This window comes from Pseudonocardia petroleophila (genome assembly GCF_014235185.1).
In the GTDB taxonomy this organism is placed as follows: Bacteria; Actinomycetota; Actinomycetes; order Mycobacteriales; family Pseudonocardiaceae; genus Pseudonocardia; species Pseudonocardia petroleophila.
Genome location: NZ_CP060131.1, coordinates 3,377,172 through 3,398,925, shown reverse-complemented (window position 1 = coordinate 3,398,925; position 21,754 = coordinate 3,377,172). Strand labels below are relative to the sequence as shown.

The following is a 21,754-nucleotide window of genomic DNA, read 5'->3' as shown; positions in this document are numbered from 1 at the left end:
CGGTGTCGGCGGCGGCGGGTCAGGCCGAGCGGCGGCTCCCCGTCGTGGCGTTCAGGTAGTCGCGGTTGAGCTGGGAGATGACGTCGAGCGGGATCTCCTTCGGGCACGACACGGTGCACGCGCCGGTGTTGGTGCAGCCGCCGAAGCCCTCGGCGTCGTGCTGCTCGACCATCCGCACGACGCGGTCGTCGCGCTCGGGCTGGCCCTGCGGCAGCTCCCCGAGGTGGGTGATCTTCGCGCCGAGGAACAGCGACGCCGACCCGTTCGGGCACGCCGCCACGCACGCACCGCAGCCGATGCAGGCCGCCGCGGTGAACGCGCGCTCGGAGTTGGGCTTGGGCACGGGCGTGGCGTGGGCGTCGGGGGCCGATCCCGTCGGCGCGCTGATGAACCCGCCGGCCTGGATGACGCGGTCGAACGCGCTGCGGTCGGTGACGAGGTCCTTGACCACGGGGAACGCCGCCGCCCGCCACGGCTCCACGAAGATCGTCTCGCCGTCGCGGAAGTGCCGCAGGTGCAGCTGGCAGGCGGTGGTGGCCTTCTGCGGGCCGTGCGGCTCGCCGTTGATCACCATCGCGCACGAGCCGCAGATGCCCTCGCGGCAGTCGTGGTCGAACGCCACCGGCTCGTCGCCCGAGAGGATCAGCTTCTCGTTGAGGACGTCGAGGAGCTCCAGGAACGACATGTCCTCGTCGGCGTCGTCGACCTGGTAGCCCACCATCTTCCCGGGGGCCTCGGGGGCGTCCTGGCGCCAGACCTTCAGGGTGAGCTTCACTTGTAACTCCGCTGGCTCGGGGTGACGTAGTCGAAGACCAGGTCCTCCTTGTGCAGGACCGGGGGTTCGCCGACACCGGTGAACTCCCACGCCGCGGCGTAGGAGAAGTTCTCGTCGTCGCGCTCGGCCTCGCCGTCGACCTGGCTCTCGGCGCGGAAGTGGCCGCCGCAGGACTCCGTGCGGTGCAGCGCGTCGAGGCACATCAGCTCGCCGAGCTCGAGGAAGTCGGCCACCCGGCCGGCCTTCTCCAGCGACTGGTTCAGCGTGGCCGCCGAGCCGGGGACCTTGACCGACTGCCAGAACTCGCGACGGAGGTCCTTGATCAGGTCGAGCGCCTTGCGCAGGCCCTCGTCGGTGCGCTCCATGCCGCAGTAGTCCCACATGATGTGGCCCAGCTCGCGGTGGAAGGAGTCGACGGTGCGCACGCCGTCGATCGACAGGAGCTTCTCGATCCGGTCGGTGACCTGCGTGCGTGCCTCGACCACCTCGGGGGCGTCGTCGGCGACCGGCTCCAGGTGGCTCTTGGCCAGGTAGTCGCCGATCGTGTTCGGCAGGACGAAGTAGCCGTCGGCCAGGCCCTGCATCAGCGCGGACGCGCCGAGCCGGTTGGCGCCGTGGTCGGAGAAGTTCGCCTCGCCGACGACGAACATGCCGGGGATCGTGCTCTGCAGGTCGTAGTCGACCCACAGCCCGCCCATCGTGTAGTGCACCGCCGGGTAGATCCGCATCGGGACCTCGTAGGGGTTCTCCCCGGTGATGCGCTCGTAGATGTCGAAGAGGTTGCCGTACTTCGCGGCCACCGCGGCCTGCCCGGTCCGCTCGATGATCTCGGAGAAGTCCAGGTAGACGCCCAGCCCCGACGGGCCGACGCCGCGCTTGGCGTCGCACACCGTCTTGGCCGCGCGGCTGGCGATGTCGCGCGGCACCAGGTTGCCGAACGCCGGGTACTGCCGCTCGAGGAAGTAGTCGCGCTCGTCCTCGGGGATGTCCTTCGGCGGGCGGGTGTCGCCCATCTCCTTCGGCACCCAGATGCGGCCGTCGTTGCGCAGCGACTCGCTCATCAGCGTCAGCTTCGACTGGTGGTCGCCGGAGACCGGGATGCACGTCGGGTGGATCTGGGTGAAGCACGGGTTCGCGAACAGCGCGCCCTTGCGGTGCGCGCGCCAGGTCGCGGTGACGTTGCAGCCCTTGGCGTTGGTCGACAGGTAGAAGACGTTGCCGTAGCCGCCGCTGGCCAGCACCACGGCGTCGGCGAGGTGGGTCTCGATCTCGCCGGTCACCATGTCCCGGACGATGATCCCGCGGGCCCGGCCGTCGACGACGACGAGCTCGAGCATCTCGTGGCGGGTGTGCATCTCGACGCGACCGGCGTCGATCTGGCGCTCCAGGGCCTGGTAGGCGCCCAGCAGGAGCTGCTGACCCGTCTGGCCCTTGGCGTAGAAGGTGCGGGAGACCTGCACGCCGCCGAAGGAGCGGTTGTCGAGCAGGCCGCCGTACTCGCGGGCGAACGGCACGCCCTGCGCCACGCACTGGTCGATGATCTGCACGCTGACCTCGGCGAGGCGGTGCACGTTGGACTCGCGGGCGCGGAAGTCGCCGCCCTTGACGGTGTCGTAGAACAGCCGCTGCACCGAGTCGCCGTCGTTGCGGTAGTTCTTCGCGGCGTTGATCCCGCCCTGCGCGGCGATCGAGTGCGCGCGGCGCGGGCTGTCCTGGTAGCAGAAGCTCGACACCTGGTAGCCGGCCTCGGCCAGCGTCGCCGCGGCCGAACCGCCGGCCAGGCCCGTGCCCACCACGATGATCTTCATCTTGCGCTTGTTGGCCGGGTTGACCAGCTTCACGCCGAACCGGCGGCGCTCCCAGCGGGTCTCGATGGGCCCGTCGGGGGCCGCGGTGTCGACGATCGGCTCACCGATCGTGAAGTCGCTGTACATGCTCATGCTCAGGACACCAATCCGAAGGTGATCGACAGCGGGACGGCGAGGAAGCCGACGGCCAGCGCGATCGCGACGACGTTCGCCGTCGTCTTGAGCGCGACGAGGTTGCCGCCGCGGGTGCGGCCCAGCGACTGCAGCGCGCTCCACAGCCCGTGGCGCAGGTGCAGGGTCAGGGCGAGGATCGACAGGACGTAGAACGCGGTGACGTACCAGCGCTGCGGCGCGAAGTCGGCCACGAGGTTGGCGTAGACGTCGCCGTAGACGCCGTTGGGGTTCAGCGTGCCCGTCGTCAGGTCGAGGATGTGGTAGACGATGAACAGCGCGACGATCACGCCGCCCCACCGCATCGTGCGGGTGGCGTAGGACCCCGCCACCCGGCTCTTGTGCGCGTACTTCACCGGGCGGGCCCGCGACGCGCGGCGGGCGAGCATCGTCGCCGCGACGATGTGGCCGACGACGGCGGCCAGCAGCACGATCCGCACGATCCACAGGACGGTCTGCTCCGGCAGCGCGGGCTCGCCGACGACGCGCAGCCACTCCGCGTAGAGGTCCAGCGACTCGGCCCCGAGGAAGATCTTCAGGTTGCCGATCATGTGCGCGACGAGGTAGAGGAACATGACCGCGCCGGAGACGGCCATCACGTACTTGAGCTGCACGGACGACGGCCGCGGAGCACGTCGGGTCGGCGCACCACCGTTCGCGCGCTGAGCCAGGGAGACCATGGCGTCAGCGTGACCACCGGGCGTGGGGGTCGTCCAATGCATCGGTCGGCCATGATCGGTGCCCTGTCGCTATACCTGACGCATCGGCGCAGCTCAGGGCGTGACTGAGGGTCGCCTCACGTGCCCCGCTTCACTCGCAGTGGGGTGGCTCCACTGCAGCCGGGTTGCAGTGAAGCCACCCCGGTGCGGTGCGGGGCCGGGACAGTGGGCGCGTGTGGGTATCGGCAGTGATCGCTCGATGCTCGTAGGCTATGGAGCGTGACGTTGACGCAGCTCGCCTACCTCGTGGCACTGGCCGACTCGCGCAGCTTCACCCGGGCCGCCGACGCGGTGGGGGTCGCGCAGCCGACGCTGTCGCGGCAGCTGCGGGTCCTCGAGACCGAGCTGGGGGCGCCGCTGGTGCAGCGCGGGGGGCGGGAGGGCATCGCCCTCACCCCCGCGGGCGAGGTCGTGCTGCCGCTGGCCCGGCGCATGCTGGCCGACGCCGACCGGGCCCGCACCGGCGTCGCGGAGCTGATCGGGCTGCAGCGCGGGCGGGTGCGGGTCGGCGCCACCCCGTCGCTGTGCATCGGCGTGCTCGCCGACGTGCTGCGCGTCTTCCACGAGCAGTACCCCGACGTGCGGCTGGAGCTGGTCGAGAGCGGGTCGCAGCCGCTGGTGCGCTCGCTCGTGCGCGGCGAGCTCGACGTGGCGCTGGTGATCGTCCCGAGCTCCGGCGTCGACACCGCCCTGCACACCACCCCGGTCCTGCGGGAGCGGCTGTCGGTGGCCTCCCCCGCCTCGGAGCGCGCGCCGTCCCCGCGCGGGTCGCTGACCGTCCACGAGCTGGCCCGCCGCCCGCTGATCGTCCCGCGGCAGGGCTACGACGTGCGCGAGTCGGTGCTCCGGGCCTACGCCGACGCCGGTGAGACGCCGCGGTTCGCCGTGGAGGGCGGGGAGATGGACGCGGTCCTGCGGCTCGTCGAGGCCGGGACGGGGGTCGCGGTGGTGCCGGACCTGGTGTTCGCCGGCCGGCCGCGACTGCGGCGGACCGTGCTCACGCCCCCGCTCTACCGCACCGTGGCGCTGGCCCGCCGCGCCGACCTCGACCCCACGCACGCGATGACGGCGTTCCGGGACACGCTGCTGTCGTTCCTCACCGAGCTCTCCGCCGGCGACGGCCTGCCCGGGGACGTGCAGGTGCTGCGCCGTCCTGATTAGCTCTCCCCATGGCCGCCGACGTGCACTTCTACTTCGACCCCGTCTGCCCCTTCGCGTGGATGACCAGCAAGTGGGTGCGGCAGGTCCAGGCCGCCCGCGACTACTCCGTCGAGTGGCGGTTCATCTCGCTGCGGCTGCTCAACGCCCACATCGACTACGACGCCCACTTCCCGCCCGAGTACGAGGCGGGCCACACCGCGGGGCTGCGCCTGCTGCGGATGGCCGCCGCCACCCGCGCGGAGCACGGCCCCGATGCCGTCGACCGGCTCTACGCCGCACTGGGCGCGGCCATCTTCGACCGGGACCCGGTGCCGGACGAGGCCGCCTTCCACGGCCACCGGGGCACGGCGGAGTTCGTCGCCCCCGTCCTGGCCGGCACCGGGCTGCCCGCCGGTCTCGCGGACGCCCTCGACGACCCGTCCTGGGACGCGCAGATCCAGGCCGAGACCGACGAGGCCCTCTCCCTGACCGGCAAGGACGTCGGCACCCCGATCCTGCAGTTCGAGCCGCCGGACGGCGTGGCGTTCTTCGGCCCGGTGATCAGCCGCCTGCCCGCCCCCGACGAGGCGGCCGAGCTGTGGGACCACGTCATCGCCCTGGCCCGCTTCCCCGGGTTCGCCGAGCTCAAGCGCAGCCTGCGCGAGCTGCCCCGGCTCCGGGCGCTCGGTGTGGCCGACGACGAGGTCGGGGTGCAGCAGGACTGGCACGGCGGGAGCCGCCGGCAGAAGCGCTGACCGGCGCGGGTCAGCCCTCGCCGAGCTCGTCGATCTCCGCCCCGTGGGCCGCGAGGGCCTCCCGCACCACCCGGTAGGCGATGCCGCCGCCGTAGCCCCTGCGGGCGAGCATCCCGACCAGCCGGTTGGCCGCCTTCGTGCGCTGCTCCGGGGTGTCGGCGGGGACGGTGCGCAGCTTGCGGTCGACCAGCTCGCGGGCCCGCTGCTCCTCGGACTCGGGGTCGACCTCCTCCAACGCCTCCCCCGCCACCTCGTCGTCGACGCCCTTGCGCCGCAGCTCCATCGCGATCGCCCGCCGGGACAGGCCGCGGTAGGTGTGCCGGGACCGGACGTACTGCCCGGCGAACGCGGCGTCGTCGATGAGGCCGACCTCGTCGAAGCGGCTCAGCACCGACTCGGCGGCCTCGTCGGGAACGCCGCGCTGCCTCAGCGCCTGCGCCAGCTCGTGCCGGGTGCGGGCGCGGTCGGTGAGCAGCCGCAGGCAGATCTCGCGGGCCGCGACCAGCGGATCGGCGTCGGGGTCGATCTGCTTGGGACCCCAGCCGCGCCGCGGCGTCTCGGCCGCCGCCGCCCCGCTCGGCCCGTCGTCGGTCGGCGGGACCCCGGGGTCGATGGTCTCCGCGGCGTCCGCCCGGTCGCGCCGCGCCCGTCGGGCCGCCGAACCCGAGGTTCCCGGGGCCTCCCGACGCGCCCGCGCCGCGCCGCCGCGTGCTCCGCGGCGGGACGGGGAGCCGCTGCGGCCGCCCTCCCCGAACCGTGCCGTGCGGGGCGCGGCGGACGGTGCGACCTCGGGCACCTGCAGTCCGGCCACCCGCGCGGCGGGTGGGGCGTCGAGCGCGTCCCCGAGACGTGCCACCGCCGCCGCACCGGGTCGCGGACGCCCGGTGCCCTCGACCCCGGTGCCCTCGAGCCCGGCGTCCTCGGGCACGGCGTCCTCGGGCACGGCGTCCGGGGCCCGGTCGTCCGGGCCGCTCCCGGCGCCGTCCGTGCCCGGACCGCTGCCGTGCTGACCGGCCCCGGCCGGGCCGGCCCGTGCCGGGCCGGTTCCCGCCGGGTCGGCGGCGGTCGGATCAGCCGCCGGATCGGCGCCGGTCGGGTCGGCAGCGGTCGGGCTGCCGCCGGGGGCGGACGCGAGACCGGCGAAGGTGGCGACCGCGGCGGCCGGCTCCTCGGCGGCGCCGACCGCGTCCAGCCGGGCCTGGGACGCCGGCGCGGACTCCGCGCCGGGCCCGTCGGACCGACCGGGGTCGTCCCCGTCGGCGTCGAACCGGGCGACCCGACCGCCCACGATCAGAAGTCGACGGGGGCGGGGACGGGCACGTCGGCGTCGACCACGGCACCGATGCCGAGCTTCTCCTTGATGCGCTTCTCGATCTCGTTGGCGACATCGGGGTTCTCGCGCAGGAACTTGCGGGCGTTCTCCTTGCCCTGCCCGAGCTGGTCGCCCTCGTAGGTGTACCAGGCACCGGACTTGCGGACGAGGCCCTGCTCGACGCCGACGTCGACCAGCGAACCCTCCCGACTGATCCCGACGCCGTAGAGGATGTCGAACTCCGCCTGCTTGAACGGCGGGGCCACCTTGTTCTTCACGACCTTGACGCGGGTGCGGTTGCCGACCATGTCGGAGCCGTCCTTGAGCGTCTCGATGCGGCGGATGTCGAGCCGGACCGAGGCGTAGAACTTGAGCGCCTTGCCACCGGTGGTGGTCTCCGGCGAGCCGAACATGACGCCGATCTTCTCGCGCAGCTGGTTGATGAAGATCATCGTGGTGCCGGAGTTGCTCAGCGCACCGGTGATCTTGCGCAGCGCCTGGCTCATCAGCCGGGCCTGCAGGCCGACGTGGCTGTCGCCCATCTCGCCCTCGATCTCGGCGCGGGGCACGAGCGCGGCCACCGAGTCGACGACGATGAGGTCGAGCGCGCCGGACCGGATGAGCATGTCGGCGATCTCGAGCGCCTGCTCCCCCGTGTCGGGCTGGGAGACGAGCAGGTTGTCGGTGTCGACTCCCAGCGCCTTCGCGTACTCCGGGTCGAGCGCGTGCTCGGCGTCGATGAAGGCCGCGATGCCGCCCGCGGCCTGGGCGTTGGCCACCGCGTGCAGCGCGACCGTGGTCTTTCCGCTGGACTCCGGCCCGTAGATCTCCACGACGCGGCCGCGGGGCAGGCCGCCCACGCCGAGCGCGACGTCGAGCGCGATCGACCCCGTGGGGATGATGCCCACCGGCGGACGGGTGTCGTCGCCCAGGCGCATCACCGAGCCCTTGCCGTGGTTCTTCTCGATCTGGGCGAGGGCGAGTTCGAGCGCCTTCTCGCGGTCGGGTGCGATCATCGCCGGGCTCCACATCGTGGTCGTGTCGAACATCTGAGGTGTCGATATCGACCGTAGGGCCGACCACCGACGATCTGCGGGCGAGGTCCGGAACTGTGGACGGCCACCACGCCATGTGGACAACACACTAGCGAACACCTGTTCGATAGCGACGCTGACACGCCGGGCGGCTAGGATCCCGCGCCGGGCGGCGGCCCTACTGCCGCGCGGGCGGCACGTCGTAGGCGGCGCAGACCGCCCGCCACACCTCACGAGCGTCGTAGCCGAACTCCAGCGCCTGCTCCACCGTGCGGTCGCCGAGCTCGGCGAACACGTGGTCGTGGGCGAGCGACGCCGCACGCACGGCCCCGAACTCGCCCTCCATCAGCTCACGGAACTGGGTCAGGCGCACGCGCACTAGGTTAGCGCCGTGACGACCCCGCTCCACCGGGTCTGGGCGGCGCTCGGCGGAGCGCGCGAGGACCTCGACCGGCTCACCGTGACCGGCCCGCCCGCCCCGCTGCGCTCGACGTTCGCCGTCACCGCCGCCGGGACCGCGGCCGTCGGGGCGTCCCTGCTGGCCGCCACCGACCGGCCCGTCGCCCTCGACACGCGGGCACTGGCGATCGCGCTGCGCAGCGAGCGGTACGTGCTCCGCGGCGGGCGGTCGGCGGGGTCGGTGTTCGATCCGCTCTCCGCGTTCCACCGCACCGCCGACGGGTGGCTGCGGCTGCACGCGAACTACCCGTGGCACCGGGCGGCGGCGCTGCGGGTGCTCGGCACCACCGAGGAGCGGGCTCCCGCGGCGATCGCCGAGCGCGCGGGCGTCGAGCTCGAGACCGCGCTGCACGCGGCGGGCGGGGTGGGTGCCGCGGTGCGCACGGCGCAGCGGTGGCGGGCGGAGACCGGAGCACCTCCGCCGCTGGTCAAGCGGCACGTCGTCGGCGACGCCGCGCCCCGGCCCGCCCGCAGGCCGCGGGTGCTCGACCTGACGCGCGTCATCGCCGGCCCCGTCGCCACCCGCACCCTGGCCCTGCACGGCGCCGACGTCCTGCGCCTGGACCACCCGGACCGCCCCGAGATCCCGCTGCAGGCCGCCGACACGCTGCCCGGCAAGCGCTCCGCCCTGCTCGACCTGCACGACGCCGCGCGCCGCGAGGAGCTGCTGGCCGGGGCGGACGTGGTGGTCACCGGCTACCGCCCCGGTGCGCTCGACGCCTTCGGGCTCTCCCCGCAGGCCCTCGCGCAGCGCCATCCCGGGCTCGTCGTCGTCACGCTGTCCGCGTGGGGCGAGCAGGGTCCGTGGGGCGGGCGCCGCGGGTTCGACTCGCTGGTGCAGGCGGCGTGCGGGATCGCCGTCGAGGAGGGCTCGGCCGAGGCCCCGGGCGCCCTGCCCGCCCAGGTCCTCGACCACGCCACCGGCTACCTCGGCGCCGCCGCGACGCTGCTCGCCCTGGCGGCGCAGCGGCGCGAGGGCGGCACGCGGCACGTACGGCTCTCGCTCGCCGGCACGGCCGCGTGGCTGCAGGACCTACCGCGGTCGGCCGTCGCCGACGTCGCCGACGTCGACCCGGCCCCCCACCTGCAGGACGTCGGGGACCTCACGCTCGCCGCGCCCCCCGGCTCCGTCGACGGCGAGCCGCTGCGCTGGTCCGGGCCCGCCCCGTCGTTCGGGACGGCCGAACCGCGCTGGCGGTAGCCTCGTCGATGTGGACTATTCGGGCGATCCCACCGGCTTCTCGTCGCCGCTCGGACAGCTCGTCGTGCTGATGATGCTGCTGACGTCGCTGACGCTGCTGCTGCGCTGGTGGTGGCAGAACCGCAGGCGCTAGGAGGTGTGCTCCTCCATGTACTCCTCCGCGCCGGTGTCGGAGTAGTCGAGCCCCGCCCCGTGGGCGTGCTCGCGCTTGAACGCCGCGAACTTCTCCCCGACCTGGTGGCGGACCTCGAGCGTGGCCTTCTCCAGGAACGGCGCGAGGTCGTCGCGCTCCTCCTCGGCCAGGTGGTGGTCGTTGGCCTCCTGCGCGTCCTTGATCCCGGCCCACCACTCGTCGCTGCCGAGCTCGGCGGCCGCGGCGCGCCGGATGCCCTTGCGGATGTCGTCGTGGTCGCCGACGGCGTCCTCGGTCTCGTCCTCCATGTCCTCGACGCGCTTGAGGAGCTGCGGGTAGAAGAACTGCTCCTCGGCCGTGGCGTGCACCTCGAGCTCGGCGGCCAGCGGCGCCCAGATCGCGGCGGCCGCGGTGGCGTCGTCGTGCAGCTTCTCCAGCTCGGCGAAGCGGGCGCGGAAGGACTCGTGGTCGTCGAGGATGAGGCGGATGACGTCGGGCATGGTGGTGGGCTCCTGTCGGGTTCGGTCGCGGCCTTGTTCCCGGTCGGCGCGGCGGTCAAACCCCGAGCAGCGCCCGGGCGGCGTCCCGGGCGCGCGCCACGGCGTCGGGCCGCCCGCCCGCGGTGACCATGACGGCCGCGCCCTCGTAGAGCAGGTGCAGCTGCGCACCGAGTCCGGCGTCGCCGACCAGTCCGGCGAACAGCTCCCGCATCCACTCCTTCTCCGCCCGGACGACGGCGACCCCGGGATGGTCGGTGCCGCCGATCTCGGCGTAGGCGTTGACGAAGGCGCAGCCGCGGTCCTGGGAGACGAGCCAGGCGTCGAGCGCGTCGAACACGGCGAGCACGGAGCCGTCGCCCCGGGTGCGCTCGGCCAGGAACGCCTGCCAGGTGCGGGCGCGGCGGCGCAGGTACAGCGCGACGAGGGCGTCCTTCGAGCCGAAGCGGTCGTAGAGCGTCTTCTTCGTCGTGCCGGCGCGCTCGGCGATGAGGTCGACGCCGACGGCGCGGATCCCGTGCCGGTAGAACAGCTCCGACGCGGCGACGACGAGGCGCTCCCCCGCGGCGGTGAGCGGGGGTCCGGGGTCGAGCGGGTCGGGCACGGTGCGGTCCTTCCGTCGGGGACACTGCGAGTATACCGACCGGTGTGGTTACGTCGAACCCATGACAGGAAGAAGGGTCGACGGCCTCGCGGCGGCCGCACTGGTGGTGCTGTGGAGCTCGGGCTTCGTCGGGGCCGAGCTGGGCACCCGGACCGCACCCGCGGTGACGCTGCTGGCCTGGCGGTACGTGGTCGGGGCGCTGCTGCTGGGGCTGGTGGCCGCGGCGCTGCGCCGCCCGACCCCGCCCGGCGCGTGGCGGCGGCAGGCCGGGCTGGGGGTGCTGGTGCAGGTCCTCTACCTCGGCGGGATCGTGACCGGGGTCGGGCTCGGGGTGCCGGCCGGGACCGCGGCGCTGATCGCGGCGGTGCAGCCGCTGCTCGTCGCGGTCGTCGGCGGCCCGCTGCTGGGCGAGCGGACGACGGGGCGCCAGCGCGCGGGGCTGGCGATCGGGCTGGTCGGAGTCGTCTGGGTCGTGGCGGGGGACGTGGGCGGCGGCACCGCGCCGGGGTGGGCGTACCTGCTGCCCGTGGGCGGGATGCTCGCGCTCACCGCGGGCACGGTGCTGCAGCGCCGGATGCGCGCCCCGGAGACGCCGCTGCAGTCGCTGACGATGCAGACGGCGGTCGCGGCCGCGCTGTTCGTCACGGCCGCCGCGGGCACCGGGGACCTCGTGCCGCCCGCTGACCCCGCGTTCTGGTGGGCCGTCGCGTGGGTGGTGCTCCTGTCGTCGTTCGGCGGGTACGGGTCCTACCTGGTCGTGCTGCGCCGCAGCGGGGCCCTGCGCGTGAGCACGCTGCTCTACCTCACCCCGCCGGTCACGGCGGCGTGGGCGTTCCTGATGTTCGGGGAGGTCCCGGGGGTGCTGGCGTGGCCGGGCGCGGCGGCGTGCGCGGTCGGCGTCGGGCTGGTGCTGCTCGGGCGTCCGCAGGAAACTGTCGGACCCCCGGCGCATGATGGTGCCCATGACCGCGCTCGCCGGGTTCTCCCCCGCCACCCGTGACTGGTTCACGGGGGCCTTCGCCGCGCCCACCGCGGCCCAGGAGGGGGCGTGGAGCGCCGCGCAGGCCGGGCGGCACGCGCTCGTCGTCGCCCCCACGGGCTCGGGCAAGACGCTGGCGGCGTTCCTCTGGGCGCTCGACCGGTTGGCGTCCTCGCCGGTGCCCGACGAGCCGAAGCACCGGTGCCGGGTGCTCTACGTCTCGCCGCTCAAGGCGCTGGCGGTCGACGTGCAGCGCAACCTGCGCTCGCCGCTGACCGGCATCCGGCAGGCCGCGCAGCGGCTGGGGCACGCGGTCCCCGACGTCACGGTCGGCATGCGCACGGGCGACACCCCGGCCGACGAGCGGCGCTCCTTCATGCGCACCCCGCCCGACGTGCTGGTCACCACGCCGGAGTCGCTGTTCCTCATCCTCACCTCGGCGGCGCGGGAGTCGCTCAAGGGCGTGGAGACCGTGATCCTCGACGAGGTGCACGCGGTGGCCGGCACCAAGCGCGGCGCGCACCTGGCGCTGTCGCTGGAGCGGCTCGACGAGCTGCTGCCGCAGCCGGCGCAGCGCATCGGGCTCTCCGCCACCGTGCGCCCGATCGACGAGGTGTCCACGTTCCTCGCGGGCGCGCGGCCGGTGGAGATCGTGCAGCCGGCGATCCCGAAGACCATCCAGGTGACGGTCGAGGTCCCGGTGCCCGACCTGGCCGCGCTCGACGAGCGGCCCGCGCCTGGCAGCTCCGACGAGGAGGTCATCGGGTCGGCGGCGGGCACGGCGCAGAAGCCGTCGATCTGGCCCGCCGTGGAGCGGCGGCTGCTGGAGCTGGTGCGGGCCCACCGGTCCACGATCGTGTTCTCCAACTCCCGGCGACTGGCCGAGCGGCTGACGTCGCGGCTCAACGAGCTCGCGGCCGAGGAGGTCGAGGAGGCGGTCGATCTCGACCGCCCGGACGCCGCGTTCCCCGCCGAGGCCGTCGGGCAGTCCGGGATCGGCGCCGGGGCTTCCCCGACGGTGGCGAAGGCGCACCACGGGTCGATGTCGCGCGAGCAGCGCACGCTCGTGGAGGAGGAGCTCAAGGCCGGGCTGCTGCCGTGCGTGGTGGCCACGTCGAGCCTGGAGCTGGGCATCGACATGGGCGCGGTCGACCTCGTGGTGCAGGTGGAGGCGCCGCCGAGCGTGGCGTCGGGGCTGCAGCGCGTCGGGCGGGCGGGGCACCAGGTGGGGGCGATCTCCACCGGCGTGGTCTTCCCCAAGTTCCGGGGCGACCTGGTCTCGTGCGCGGTCGTCGCCGAGCGGATGAGCTCCGGGCAGATCGAGTCGATGCGCTACCCGCGCAACCCGCTCGACGTCCTGGCGCAGCAGATCGTCGCGATGGTGGCGCTGGAGCCGTGGGCGCTCGACGACCTCAGCCGGGTCGTCCGCCGCGCCGCCCCGTTCGCCGCACTGCCCGACTCCGCCCTGCACTCGGTGCTCGACATGCTGGCCGGCCGCTACCCCTCGGAGGAGTTCGGCGAGCTGCGCGCCCGGATCACCTGGGACCGCGTCACCGACACGCTGCAGGGGCGGCCGGGTGCGCAGCGGCTCGCCGTCACCTCGGGCGGCACGATCCCCGACCGCGGGCTGTTCACCGTGATGACGCCCGGCGGGGCCGACGGAGCCGGGTCGCGGGTCGGCGAGCTCGACGAGGAGATGGTCTACGAGTCCCGGGTGGGCGACACGTTCCTGCTCGGCACGTCGAGCTGGCGGGTGGAGGACATCACGCACGACCGGGTGATCGTCACCCCGGCCCCGGGGGTCCCGGCGCGGATGCCGTTCTGGAAGGGCGAGTCGATCGGCCGCCCGCTGGAGCTCGGCCGCGCGGTGGGGGCGTTCGTGCGGGAGATGTCGGCCCTGCCCGACGCCGACGCGCGGGAACGGGCCACGGCGGCCGGCCTCGACACCTGGGCGATCGACAACCTGCTCGCCTACCTGCACGAGCAGCGCGACGCCACGCGGCACGTCCCGAGCGATCGCACGATCCTCGTCGAGCGCTTCCGCGACGAGCTGGGCGACTGGCGGCTCGTCGTGCACTCGCCGTTCGGCCGCCAGGTCAACGGCCCCTGGGCGCTCGCGATCACCGCGCGGATGCGCGAGCGGCGCGGCGTCGAGTGCCAGGCCTCCGCCGGCGACGACGGGATCGTGCTGCGCCTGCCCGACGCCGTCGACGACGCCGGCACCGAGGTCGTGCCCACCGCCGAGGACGTGCTGCTCGACCCCGCGGAGGTGGAGCAGATCGTCGTCGCGGAGCTGGGCGGGTCCTCGCTCTACGCGTCGCGGTTCCGGGAGTGCGCGGCGCGGTCGCTGCTGCTCCCCCGCCGCGACCCCAAGCGGCGGGCGCCGCTGTGGCAGCAGCGGCAGAAGTCGGCCCAGCTCCTCGCGGTGGCGGGGCGCTACGAGCAGTTCCCGGTCACGCTCGAGGCGATGCGGGAGTGCGTGCAGGACGTCTACGACCTGCCGGGGCTGCGCTCGCTGATGGCCGACGTGCAGTCGCGGAAGGTGCACGTCGTCGAGGTGGCCACGCCGGCACCGTCGCCGTTCGCCCGGAGCCTGCTGTTCGGCTACGTCGGGATGTTCCTCTACGAGGCCGACGCCCCGCTGGCCGAGCGCCGCGCCGCCGCGCTGTCGCTCGACTCCACGCTGCTCGCGGAGCTGCTGGGCTCCGAGGCGATCCGGGAGCTGCTCGACCCCGAGGTGCTGGCCGAGGTCGAGGCCTCGTTGCAGCGCCTCGTGGAGGACCGCCACGCCCGCGACGCGGAGGGCGCGGCCGACCTGCTGCGGTTCCTCGGCGACCTCACCACCGCGGAGGCCGCGGCCCGCGGGGTCGCGGTCGAGTGGCTGCAGGGGCTCGAGTCCGCGCGCCGCGCGATCCGGGTGCGGATGGGCGGCGAGGAGCGCTGGCTCGCCATCGAGGACGCCGGGCGCGTGCGCGACGCGCTCGGCGCCGCCCTGCCCGTCGGGGTGCCGGAGGCGTTCACCGAGCCGGTCGCCGACCCGCTGGGCGACCTCGTGCTCCGCTACGCCCGCACCCACGGCCCGTTCGCCGCCCCCGACTGCGCGGCGCGCTTCGGGCTGGGCGTCGCCGTCGTGGCCGGGGTGCTCGACCGGCTGGTCGGCTCGGGCCGGGTGGTCCGCGGGGAGCTGCGGCCCGGCGCGGAGGGCATCGAGTACTGCGACGCCGAGGTGCTGCGGCGGCTGCGGCGCGGGTCGCTCGCGCGGCTGCGCGCCGAGGTCGAGCCGGTGGAGCAGCGGGCGCTGGGGCGGTTCCTGCCCGCGTGGCAGGGCGTGCGCACGGGAGCGGAGGACGGCCGCCGCGGCCGGATGCGCCGCGCCCCGGGCGCGGAGGACGTCCTCGGGGTGGTGGAGCAGCTGGCCGGGGCCCCGCTGCCGGCGAGCGCGCTGGAGTCGCTGATCCTGCCCGCGCGGCTGCCCGGCTACACCCCGGCCCTGCTCGACGAGCTCACGGCGGCCGGCGAGGTCACCTGGACCGGGTGCGGACCGCTCGCCGGGAGCGACGGCTGGCTCGCGATCGCGCCCGCCGACGTCGCCGACCTGCTGCTGCCCGAACCGGAGACCGACGTCGCCGACGCCCCGCTGCACCGGGCCCTGCTCGGCGCCCTCGACGGCGGGGGCGCGCTGTTCTTCCGGGAGCTGGCCGAGCGGGCCGGGCGCGCGCTCGTCGACGACGGGGAGCCGAGCCCGGGCGACGACGCCGTGGTCGCGGCCATCTGGGACCTCGTCTGGGCCGGTCTGCTCACCAACGACACCCTCGGCCCGCTGCGGGCCCGGCTCTCCGGCGGCAAGGGCGGGGCGCACCGCACCCGACGCACGGCGTCGCGCGGCCGGTACGCACAGCTGCGGGCCGGGCGGCCCACCATGCCGAGCCGCGGCGGGCCGCCGTCGGTGGGCGGGCGGTGGGCGCTCGGCGTCGAGCGGGAACCCGACGCCACCCGCCGCGCGCACGCCCGGGCGGAGGCGTTCCTGGAGCGGCACGGCGTACTCACCCGGGGGGCGCTGGGCACCGAGCGGGTGGTCGGCGGGTTCGCGGCGGTCTACCGGGTGCTGCGCGCGATGGAGGACTCCGGGCGGGCCCGGCGCGGCTACGTCGTGGAGGGGCTCGGGGCGGCGCAGTTCGCGGTGCCCGGGGCGATCGACCGGCTGCGGGCGATGTCGCGGCCCGACGGGTCCGGCAGCGAGGACGGCGGTCTGTCCCGCGTGGTGCTCGCCGCGGCCGACCCGGCCCAGCCCTACGGCGCGGCGCTGCCCTGGCCCGACACGCTCGGGGAGACGAAGCACCGCCCCGGTCGCAAGGCGGGGGCACTGGTGGTGCTCGTGGAGGGGGCACCCGCGCTGTACGTCGAGCGGGGCGGGAAGTCGCTGCTGTCGTTCACCACCGAGCACGCCGAGCTGTCGGCCGCCGCGCAGGCCCTGGCCGGGGCGGTGCACGAGGGCTGGCTCGGCTCGCTCGCGGTGGAGAAGGCCGACGGCGTCGGGTCGCTGGGCTCGGAGCTGGCCGACGTGCTCACCGAGGCCGGGTTCCGGGTCACGCCCAAGGGACTGCGCCTGCGGGCCTGACCACCCCTGCCGGCCCGCGGGGAGCCGGGACCCGTCCCGGTCGACGTGCGGCACACTCCCGCCCAGGAGACGCGGCGAGGAGGCGGCATGGGGCCCGGGCCCGACGAGGAGACCCCCGAGGAACGGCGACGGCGACAGCGGGAGGAGGAGCGGCGTCGTAAGGCGCAGCGGCGGCAGGAGGACCGGGAGGACGCCTCCGACGCGGTCGAGGGAGCCGCCGACATCGTGGACGCCGGGTCCGGTATCGACGTGCCGATCGGCCGCGGCGGGGGCGGTCGCTCCGGCCGCGGTGGCGGATCGGACGGCTGGGGAGGCGGACCCGGTGGGTCCGGAGGCGGATCCGGGGTGTCCGGCCGCTCCGGCGGCGGGTCCGACCCCGGCTGGGGGTGCGGCGGCGGGGGCGGGGGCCGCTCCGGCGGGGGCGGGTGCGACGGGTGCGACTGCAACCTGTCGCTGCTCGCGCTGACCCGCCTGTCCACCCTGCTCCTGCTGGCCGCAGCGGTCCTGCCCGACGTCGGCGGCGGTGCACCGGTCCGCGGCCTGATCCGGTTCTACCGGCGCCGGCTCACCCGCTTCACCCCGCGCTGCCCGTCGACGCCGAGCTGCAGCGCCTACGCGCTGACCGCCGTCGAGGAGCGGGGCGTGCGCCGCGGGCTGGTGCTGGCGGCGCGGCGCATCCGGGAGTGCGGCGCGTCGGGGAGTGCGGCCGGTAGGGGTCAGTAGAAGTCCGGCGACCCCAGCAACCGGCCGACGACGAGCTCGACGTAGCCCTCGACGACGTCGTCGAGGGCGAGCTCGCGGTCGGCGTGGAACCAGTGGGAGAAGCCGTTGAGCATGTCGCAGATCGCGAACGCGGCCAGCCGGGCGTCGGGCACGCCGAACTCCCCCGCCGCCATCCCGGCGGCGACGCAGTCGCGGACCCGCCGCTGGTACCAGCGGCGGTGGTCGTCGATCACCGCCCGGTGCTCGGGGCTCAGCGCGGCCATCTCGTGCAGCCCGACGAGGTGCTCGACGCGGCGCCGGTGCAGGTGCCGCAGGTGGCCGCGGACGAGCGAGGCGAGGCGGTGCGAGAGGGTGCCGGGGGCGTCGAGCAGGGGCAGGTTGAGGGCGTTCGGCTCCTCGGTGACGCTGAGGCAGACCGCGTAGAGGATCTCCTCCTTGGACGCGAAGTGGTGGTAGAGGCTGGCGCCGCGGATCCCGACCGCCTCGGCGACGTCGCGCATCCCGACCGCGGCGTAGCCCTGGTCGGCGAAGATCCGGGCGGCGGCGGTGACGATCTCCGCCCGCCGCGCCGCCCGCCGGTCCTCCGGCGCCCGGGAGGTGGTCACGCGGGCCCGGCCGCGGCCGGGGAGCCGGGTCCCGCCCACCGCGGCCGAGCGGCCGCCCGCTCCCGCGCCGTCACCGCCGCAGCTCCCGCTTGAGCACCTTGCCCTGCACGTCGACGGGCAGCTCCGCAACCAGGTGCACCGCCTTCGGCGCCTTGAACGCGGCCAGCCGCTCGCGGCAGAACGCGATGAGGGCGGCCGGGTCGGGCTCGGTGCCCGGCTTCGGCACGACGAAGGCGGTGACGGCCTCGGACCAGTACGGGTCCGGCAGCCCGACGACCGCCGCGCGCAGCACGTCGGGATGGGCGTGCAGCTCGCGCTCGACCTCCTGCGACGAGACGTTCATCCCGCCCGACTTGATCATGTCGGTGAGCCGGTCGTGGAAGAACAGGTTGCCCTCGGCGTCGATCCGGACGATGTCGCCGGTGTGCAGCCAGCCCGACGCGAGCGCGGCCTCGGTCCGCTCCGGGTCGTCGTGGTAGCCCAGCATCACCGACGGCGAGCGGCAGATCAGCTCGCCGATCTCCGCGTCGTTCCCCTCGGCGTCGACGACCCGGACCTCCAGGTGCGAGACCGGCTTCCCGATCCAGGACGGGTCGCCGTCGCCGGGGATGTCGTCGATCGTCGCGAACCAGCCGACCGTGCCGAGCTGCGAGAGCTCCGACTGCCCCCAGTAGGTGCCCCACCGCACGTCCGGCGCGGCCTGCGACCACGCCGCGACGGCGGCCGGGGCGATCTGCCCGCCGTAGGTCATCGCGCGGCGGACGCTGCCGACCGCGGCGGGCCCGAACCCGTCGACGGCGGCCAGGGCCAGGTAGAAGGTGGGCGTCTGGGCGATCACGGTGATCCGCTCGCGCTCGACGATCTCCAGGCTCGACACCGGGTCGACGGTGGCGGGCAGCACGAGCGTGGCACCCATCAGCGTCAGCGTCGTCATCGAGCCGAGCCCGGCGATCGTCGAGAACGGCATGACGAACAGCCACGTGTCCTCGGGCCCGGTCTGCAGGCCCCAGCTCCAGGCGGGCGCGGTGGAGATCAGGTAGTTGCGGTGCGGGATGAGCACGCCCTTGGGCGCGGCCTCGGTCCCGCTGGTGTAGACGATCATCGCGACGTCGTGCTCGTCGACCTCGGCCTCCGGCTCGCCCGGCTCCAGCCGGGCGAGCGCGGCGTCGAGCTCGGCGCCGAGGACGGTGGCGTCGGGCAGCAGCGGCGTGAACTCCGCCCCGGCGAACACCGCCTTGGGCCGTGCGCTCGTGAGCTGCCGCGCGATCTCCCGCTCCCCGAACATCACGTTGACGACGGTGAGCGCGGCGCCGATCTTGAGCGCGCCGTAGTAGAGCGCGATGACGTCGACGCCGTTGCGGGCCATCACCGCGACGACGTCGCCCCGCCCCACCGACGCCGCGAGCAGCAGCCGGGCGAAGCGGTTGGCGCGGTCGTCGAGCTGGGCGTAGGTCGTCTCGGTCCGCTCCGGGGAGTACGCGACGACGGCCACCTTGTCGCCGCGGGTGCGGGCGTGGCGGCGGAGCTGGTCGCCCAGCGTGGCCCGGCCGATCGCGGTGCGGTGCTGCGGGGCGAGCGTCACGAGGAGAACAGGGGTCGGGCGAACGACTCCGCGTAGACGATCTCCTCGACCGGCATCCGCGTCAGCTTCGTCGGGAACGGCCGCTCGGGGTAGCCGATCGCGATGTGTCCCGCGGTGATGAAGCCCTCCGGGATCGACAGCAGCTCCCGCACGGCGGGCTCGGTGATGCACAGCAGCGTCGTGAACGCGGTGCCGACGCCCTCGTTGCGCAGCGCGAGGCACAGGTTCTGCACCGTCGGGTAGATCGAGCCGCCGCCGACGACGGAGAGCCGGTCGAGCCCGGTGTCGGTCGGGTGCAGGCCGTCGAGCTCGGCGCACGCGACGACGATCGCGGGCACGGTCGCGAGGTTCTCGGCGAAGTGGTCGGCGTCCAGCACGGTCTTGGGCAGTGCCCCGACGTTGACCTCGCCGCTGGCGATGCCGTCGAAGTAGGCCTTCCACAGCGGGAGGTAGAGGTCGGCGAGGGCCTGCTTGGTGGCCGCCTCGCGCACGACGACCCAGCGGACCGGCTGGCGGTTGCCGCCCTGCGGGCCGAAGCGCGCGGCGTCGAACGCGCGGTGCAGCACCTCGTCGGGCACGGGATCGGGTCGGAAGTACCGGCAGGTCCCGGTCGTCCGCATGACTTCGGTCAGCTCCATTGCCGGCTCCTGTCGATGGTTAGTCGCAACCACCGCAGGATCGAGCTGACGACGCACGGAGTCAAGAGGCTGGCTGTCGCAACTGCCTAACCGTCGTTAGGCTGCTGGACCATGGAGCTCACGGAACCGACCCCCGGCCACGCCCCGGGACGGGACGAGCTGGCCGCGGCGATGGAGCACGCCAACCTCCCCTCGCTCGTCGCCGTGCTCCACCAGCTCACCGGCGACCCGCGCTGGCTCGCCGACCCGTACCGGCCCACCCGCAGCCGCGGCATGGACGACCACGACGACGGCGGGTTCCCCGACGACGTGCGGCGCGAGCTGTGCGCGGCGGCCGTCGACGCGGTGCTGGCCTGGTCCGACGGCCGCCCGCCCGCCGTGCCCGCCCCCACCGGCGACGCCCTGCTCGCGCTGATGGCCCTGGCCGTCGGCGAGGAGGTCCCGGCCGAGTACGAGCCGATGGCCGCGCTCGACATGGGGTTCCGCCCGCCCTCGCCCGTCCCGGTCGCGGCCCGCCCGTTCCGCGTGGTCGTCATCGGGGCCGGGGTGTCGGGGATGCTCGCCGCGATCCGGCTGCGCGAGGCCGGGATCGACCACGTGGTGCTGGAGAAGAACGACGACGTCGGCGGCACCTGGCTGGAGAACCGCTACCCCGGCGCCGGGGTCGACACCCCCAGCCACCTGTACTCCTACTCGTTCGCGCCGCGGCAGTGGACGACCCACTTCGGCAAGCGCGACGAGGTGCTCGGCTACCTGCGCGAGATCGCCGACCGCTACGACCTGCGCCGGGTCATCCGGTTCGGCACCGAGGTGCGCTCGGCGGTCTACGGCGACCAGCGCTGGACGGTCACCACGGCCGACGGCGAGACGATCACCGCCGACGCCGTGATCACCGCGATCGGCGTGCTCAACCGCCCGAAGGTCCCCGACCTCCCCGGCACCTTCGACGGCCCGGTCGTGCACTCCGCGCGCTGGCCCGAGGACCTCGACGTCACCGGGAGGCGCGTCGCGGTCGTCGGCACCGGCGCGAGCGCGATGCAGATCGTGCCGGCGATCGCGGAGCGGGCCGGGCACGTCACGGTGTTCCAGCGCTCGCCGCAGTGGGCCGCGCCCAATGACGTCTACTTCGCCGAGGTCGACGCCGCGAAGCGGCTGCTGATCGAGCACGTGCCGTTCTACCGGCGCTGGTACCGCACGCGCCTGGCCTGGAACGTCAACGACCGCGTGCACCCGGCGCTGCAGGTCGACCCGCGGTGGGAGCACCCGGAGCGCTCGGTCAGCGCCGCGAACGACGCCCACCGGCGCTTCTTCACCCGGTACCTGGAGACGGAGCTGGCCGGCCGCGACGACCTCGTCGCCAAGGCCCTGCCCGACTACCCGCCGTTCGGCAAGCGGATGCTGCTCGACAACGGCTGGTTCGCCGCGCTGCGCCGCGACGACGTCGAGCTGGTCACCGAGCCCGTCACCGCGTTCACCCCGGGCGGGGTCCGGGCGGCCGACGGCACCGAGCACGACGCCGACGTCGTCGTCCTGTGCACCGGCTTCGAGGCCCACCTGCAGCTGCCGTTCGAGGTGCGGGGGCGCGGCGGCGTCTCGATCCGCGACCTGTGGGGCGACGACGACCCCGACGCCTACCTCGGCGTCGCCGTGGCGGGGTTCCCCAACCTGTTCCTCACCAACGGCCCCGGCACGGCGCTGGGGCACGGCGGCAGCCAGTTCACCGTCGTCGAGTGCCAGATGCGGTTCATCCTCGACGCGCTGGGCACGATGGCCGCGAACGGCATCGGCGCCGTCGAGGTGCGGCCGGAGGCCCACGCCGACTACGCCGCCCGCCAGGACGCCGCCCACGATCAGATGATCTGGACCCACCCCGGCATGCGGAACTGGTACCGCAACCCCGCGGGCCGGGTGGTCACGACGCTGCCGTGGCGGATCGTCGACTACTGGACGATGACGCGCGCGGTGGACTGGGACGACTTCGTGACCGAGCCCGCCGGGTAG

Annotated in this window: 19 protein-coding genes; 8 read left to right on the top strand and 11 right to left on the bottom strand. The window is 74.5% G+C overall.

The window, feature by feature from the left end; translation table 11 throughout:
• Positions 1–19 precede the first annotated feature (19 nt).
• Genes H6H00_RS16900 through H6H00_RS16890 form a run of 3 tightly spaced genes read right to left on the bottom strand, consistent with a single transcriptional unit; the run spans position 20 to position 3,434 of the window.
• A complete protein-coding gene (locus tag H6H00_RS16900; RefSeq protein WP_185716722.1) occupies positions 20–775 on the bottom strand; it encodes a succinate dehydrogenase/fumarate reductase iron-sulfur subunit in 756 nt (251 codons plus the stop codon).
• Positions 772–2,715, bottom strand: a complete 1,944-nt coding sequence (locus H6H00_RS16895) for a fumarate reductase/succinate dehydrogenase flavoprotein subunit (RefSeq protein ID WP_379539698.1) — start codon at positions 2,713–2,715, stop codon at positions 772–774. Before H6H00_RS16895 ends, H6H00_RS16900 begins: the two co-directional genes overlap by 4 nt.
• Positions 2,716–2,717: 2 nt before the next feature.
• Entirely contained in the window at positions 2,718–3,434 is a 717-nt protein-coding gene (locus H6H00_RS16890; protein ID WP_185716721.1) for a succinate dehydrogenase cytochrome b subunit, read from the bottom strand.
• A gap of 258 nt (positions 3,435–3,692) precedes the next feature.
• On the opposite strand from H6H00_RS16890, the gene H6H00_RS16885 reads away from it, so the two are divergent.
• Positions 3,693–4,634, top strand: coding sequence for a LysR family transcriptional regulator (locus tag H6H00_RS16885; protein WP_185716720.1), 942 nt, complete (start codon positions 3,693–3,695; stop codon positions 4,632–4,634).
• 8 nt (positions 4,635–4,642) lie between these two features.
• Positions 4,643–5,368: a mycothiol-dependent nitroreductase Rv2466c family protein gene (locus H6H00_RS16880; protein ID WP_185716719.1), complete on the top strand. Its 726-nt coding sequence runs from the start codon at positions 4,643–4,645 to the stop codon at positions 5,366–5,368.
• Positions 5,369–5,378: 10 nt separating this feature from the next.
• Here H6H00_RS16880 and H6H00_RS32850 read toward each other — a convergent pair whose 3' ends face one another.
• The 3 genes from H6H00_RS32850 to H6H00_RS16865 all read right to left on the bottom strand — a co-directional run bounded on the left by H6H00_RS32850 (position 5,379) and on the right by H6H00_RS16865 (position 8,087).
• Complete coding sequence (locus tag H6H00_RS32850) at positions 5,379–6,656, bottom strand: RecX family transcriptional regulator (protein WP_344736006.1); 1,278 nt, start codon at positions 6,654–6,656, stop codon at positions 5,379–5,381.
• 2 nt (positions 6,657–6,658) lie between these two features.
• Positions 6,659–7,711, bottom strand: coding sequence for a recombinase RecA (gene recA / locus H6H00_RS16870; protein ID WP_425566819.1), 1,053 nt, complete (start codon positions 7,709–7,711; stop codon positions 6,659–6,661).
• A gap of 181 nt (positions 7,712–7,892) precedes the next feature.
• Complete coding sequence (locus H6H00_RS16865; protein WP_185716718.1) at positions 7,893–8,087, bottom strand: DUF3046 domain-containing protein; 195 nt, start codon at positions 8,085–8,087, stop codon at positions 7,893–7,895.
• An 18-nt stretch (positions 8,088–8,105) separates the two neighbouring features.
• Here H6H00_RS16865 and H6H00_RS16860 point away from each other — a divergent pair, with 18 nt between their 5' ends.
• Positions 8,106–9,374 (top strand): CoA transferase, encoded by a 1,269-nt coding sequence (locus H6H00_RS16860; RefSeq protein WP_185716717.1) that lies wholly within the window; start codon positions 8,106–8,108, stop codon positions 9,372–9,374.
• Positions 9,375–9,384: 10 nt separating this feature from the next.
• Positions 9,385–9,507 (top strand): hypothetical protein, encoded by a 123-nt coding sequence (locus H6H00_RS32340; RefSeq protein WP_255425225.1) that lies wholly within the window; start codon positions 9,385–9,387, stop codon positions 9,505–9,507.
• Here H6H00_RS32340 and H6H00_RS16855 read toward each other — a convergent pair.
• Positions 9,504–10,007 (bottom strand): hemerythrin domain-containing protein, encoded by a 504-nt coding sequence (locus H6H00_RS16855; RefSeq protein ID WP_185716716.1) that lies wholly within the window; start codon positions 10,005–10,007, stop codon positions 9,504–9,506. The genes H6H00_RS32340 and H6H00_RS16855 overlap by 4 nt on opposite strands.
• A 55-nt stretch (positions 10,008–10,062) precedes the next feature.
• Positions 10,063–10,608, bottom strand: coding sequence for a TetR/AcrR family transcriptional regulator (locus H6H00_RS16850; protein ID WP_185716715.1), 546 nt, complete (start codon positions 10,606–10,608; stop codon positions 10,063–10,065).
• A gap of 61 nt (positions 10,609–10,669) precedes the next feature.
• Here H6H00_RS16850 and H6H00_RS16845 point away from each other — a divergent pair, with 61 nt between their 5' ends.
• The 3 genes from H6H00_RS16845 to yidD all read left to right on the top strand — a co-directional run bounded on the left by H6H00_RS16845 (position 10,670) and on the right by yidD (position 16,928).
• Positions 10,670–11,608, top strand: coding sequence for a DMT family transporter (locus tag H6H00_RS16845; RefSeq protein WP_185716714.1), 939 nt, complete (start codon positions 10,670–10,672; stop codon positions 11,606–11,608).
• The gene (locus H6H00_RS16840) at positions 11,571–16,205 is read left to right on the top strand and encodes an ATP-dependent helicase (protein WP_185716713.1); all 4,635 of its coding nucleotides are present in this window, start codon (positions 11,571–11,573) and stop codon (positions 16,203–16,205) included. The genes H6H00_RS16845 and H6H00_RS16840 overlap by 38 nt, the downstream gene beginning before the upstream one ends.
• 87 nt (positions 16,206–16,292) lie before the next feature.
• The gene (yidD, locus tag H6H00_RS31885; RefSeq protein ID WP_221775561.1) at positions 16,293–16,928 is read left to right on the top strand and encodes a membrane protein insertion efficiency factor YidD; all 636 of its coding nucleotides are present in this window, start codon (positions 16,293–16,295) and stop codon (positions 16,926–16,928) included.
• Here the strand turns inward: yidD and H6H00_RS16830 are convergent.
• The 3 genes from H6H00_RS16830 to H6H00_RS16820 all read right to left on the bottom strand — a co-directional run bounded on the left by H6H00_RS16830 (position 16,922) and on the right by H6H00_RS16820 (position 19,753).
• Complete coding sequence (locus H6H00_RS16830) at positions 16,922–17,533, bottom strand: TetR/AcrR family transcriptional regulator (protein ID WP_255425224.1); 612 nt, start codon at positions 17,531–17,533, stop codon at positions 16,922–16,924. The two genes, yidD and H6H00_RS16830, sit on opposite strands and share 7 nt — an antisense overlap.
• A gap of 70 nt (positions 17,534–17,603) precedes the next feature.
• On the bottom strand, positions 17,604–19,115 hold the full coding sequence (locus H6H00_RS16825) for a class I adenylate-forming enzyme family protein (protein ID WP_185716712.1): 1,512 nt from the start codon (positions 19,113–19,115) through the stop codon (positions 17,604–17,606).
• The gene (locus H6H00_RS16820) at positions 19,112–19,753 is read right to left on the bottom strand and encodes a nitroreductase family protein (protein WP_185716711.1); all 642 of its coding nucleotides are present in this window, start codon (positions 19,751–19,753) and stop codon (positions 19,112–19,114) included. Before H6H00_RS16820 ends, H6H00_RS16825 begins: the two co-directional genes overlap by 4 nt.
• 111 nt (positions 19,754–19,864) lie before the next feature.
• Between H6H00_RS16820 and H6H00_RS16815 the strand changes: the two genes are divergently transcribed.
• A complete protein-coding gene (locus H6H00_RS16815) occupies positions 19,865–21,754 on the top strand; it encodes a flavin-containing monooxygenase (protein ID WP_185716710.1) in 1,890 nt (629 codons plus the stop codon).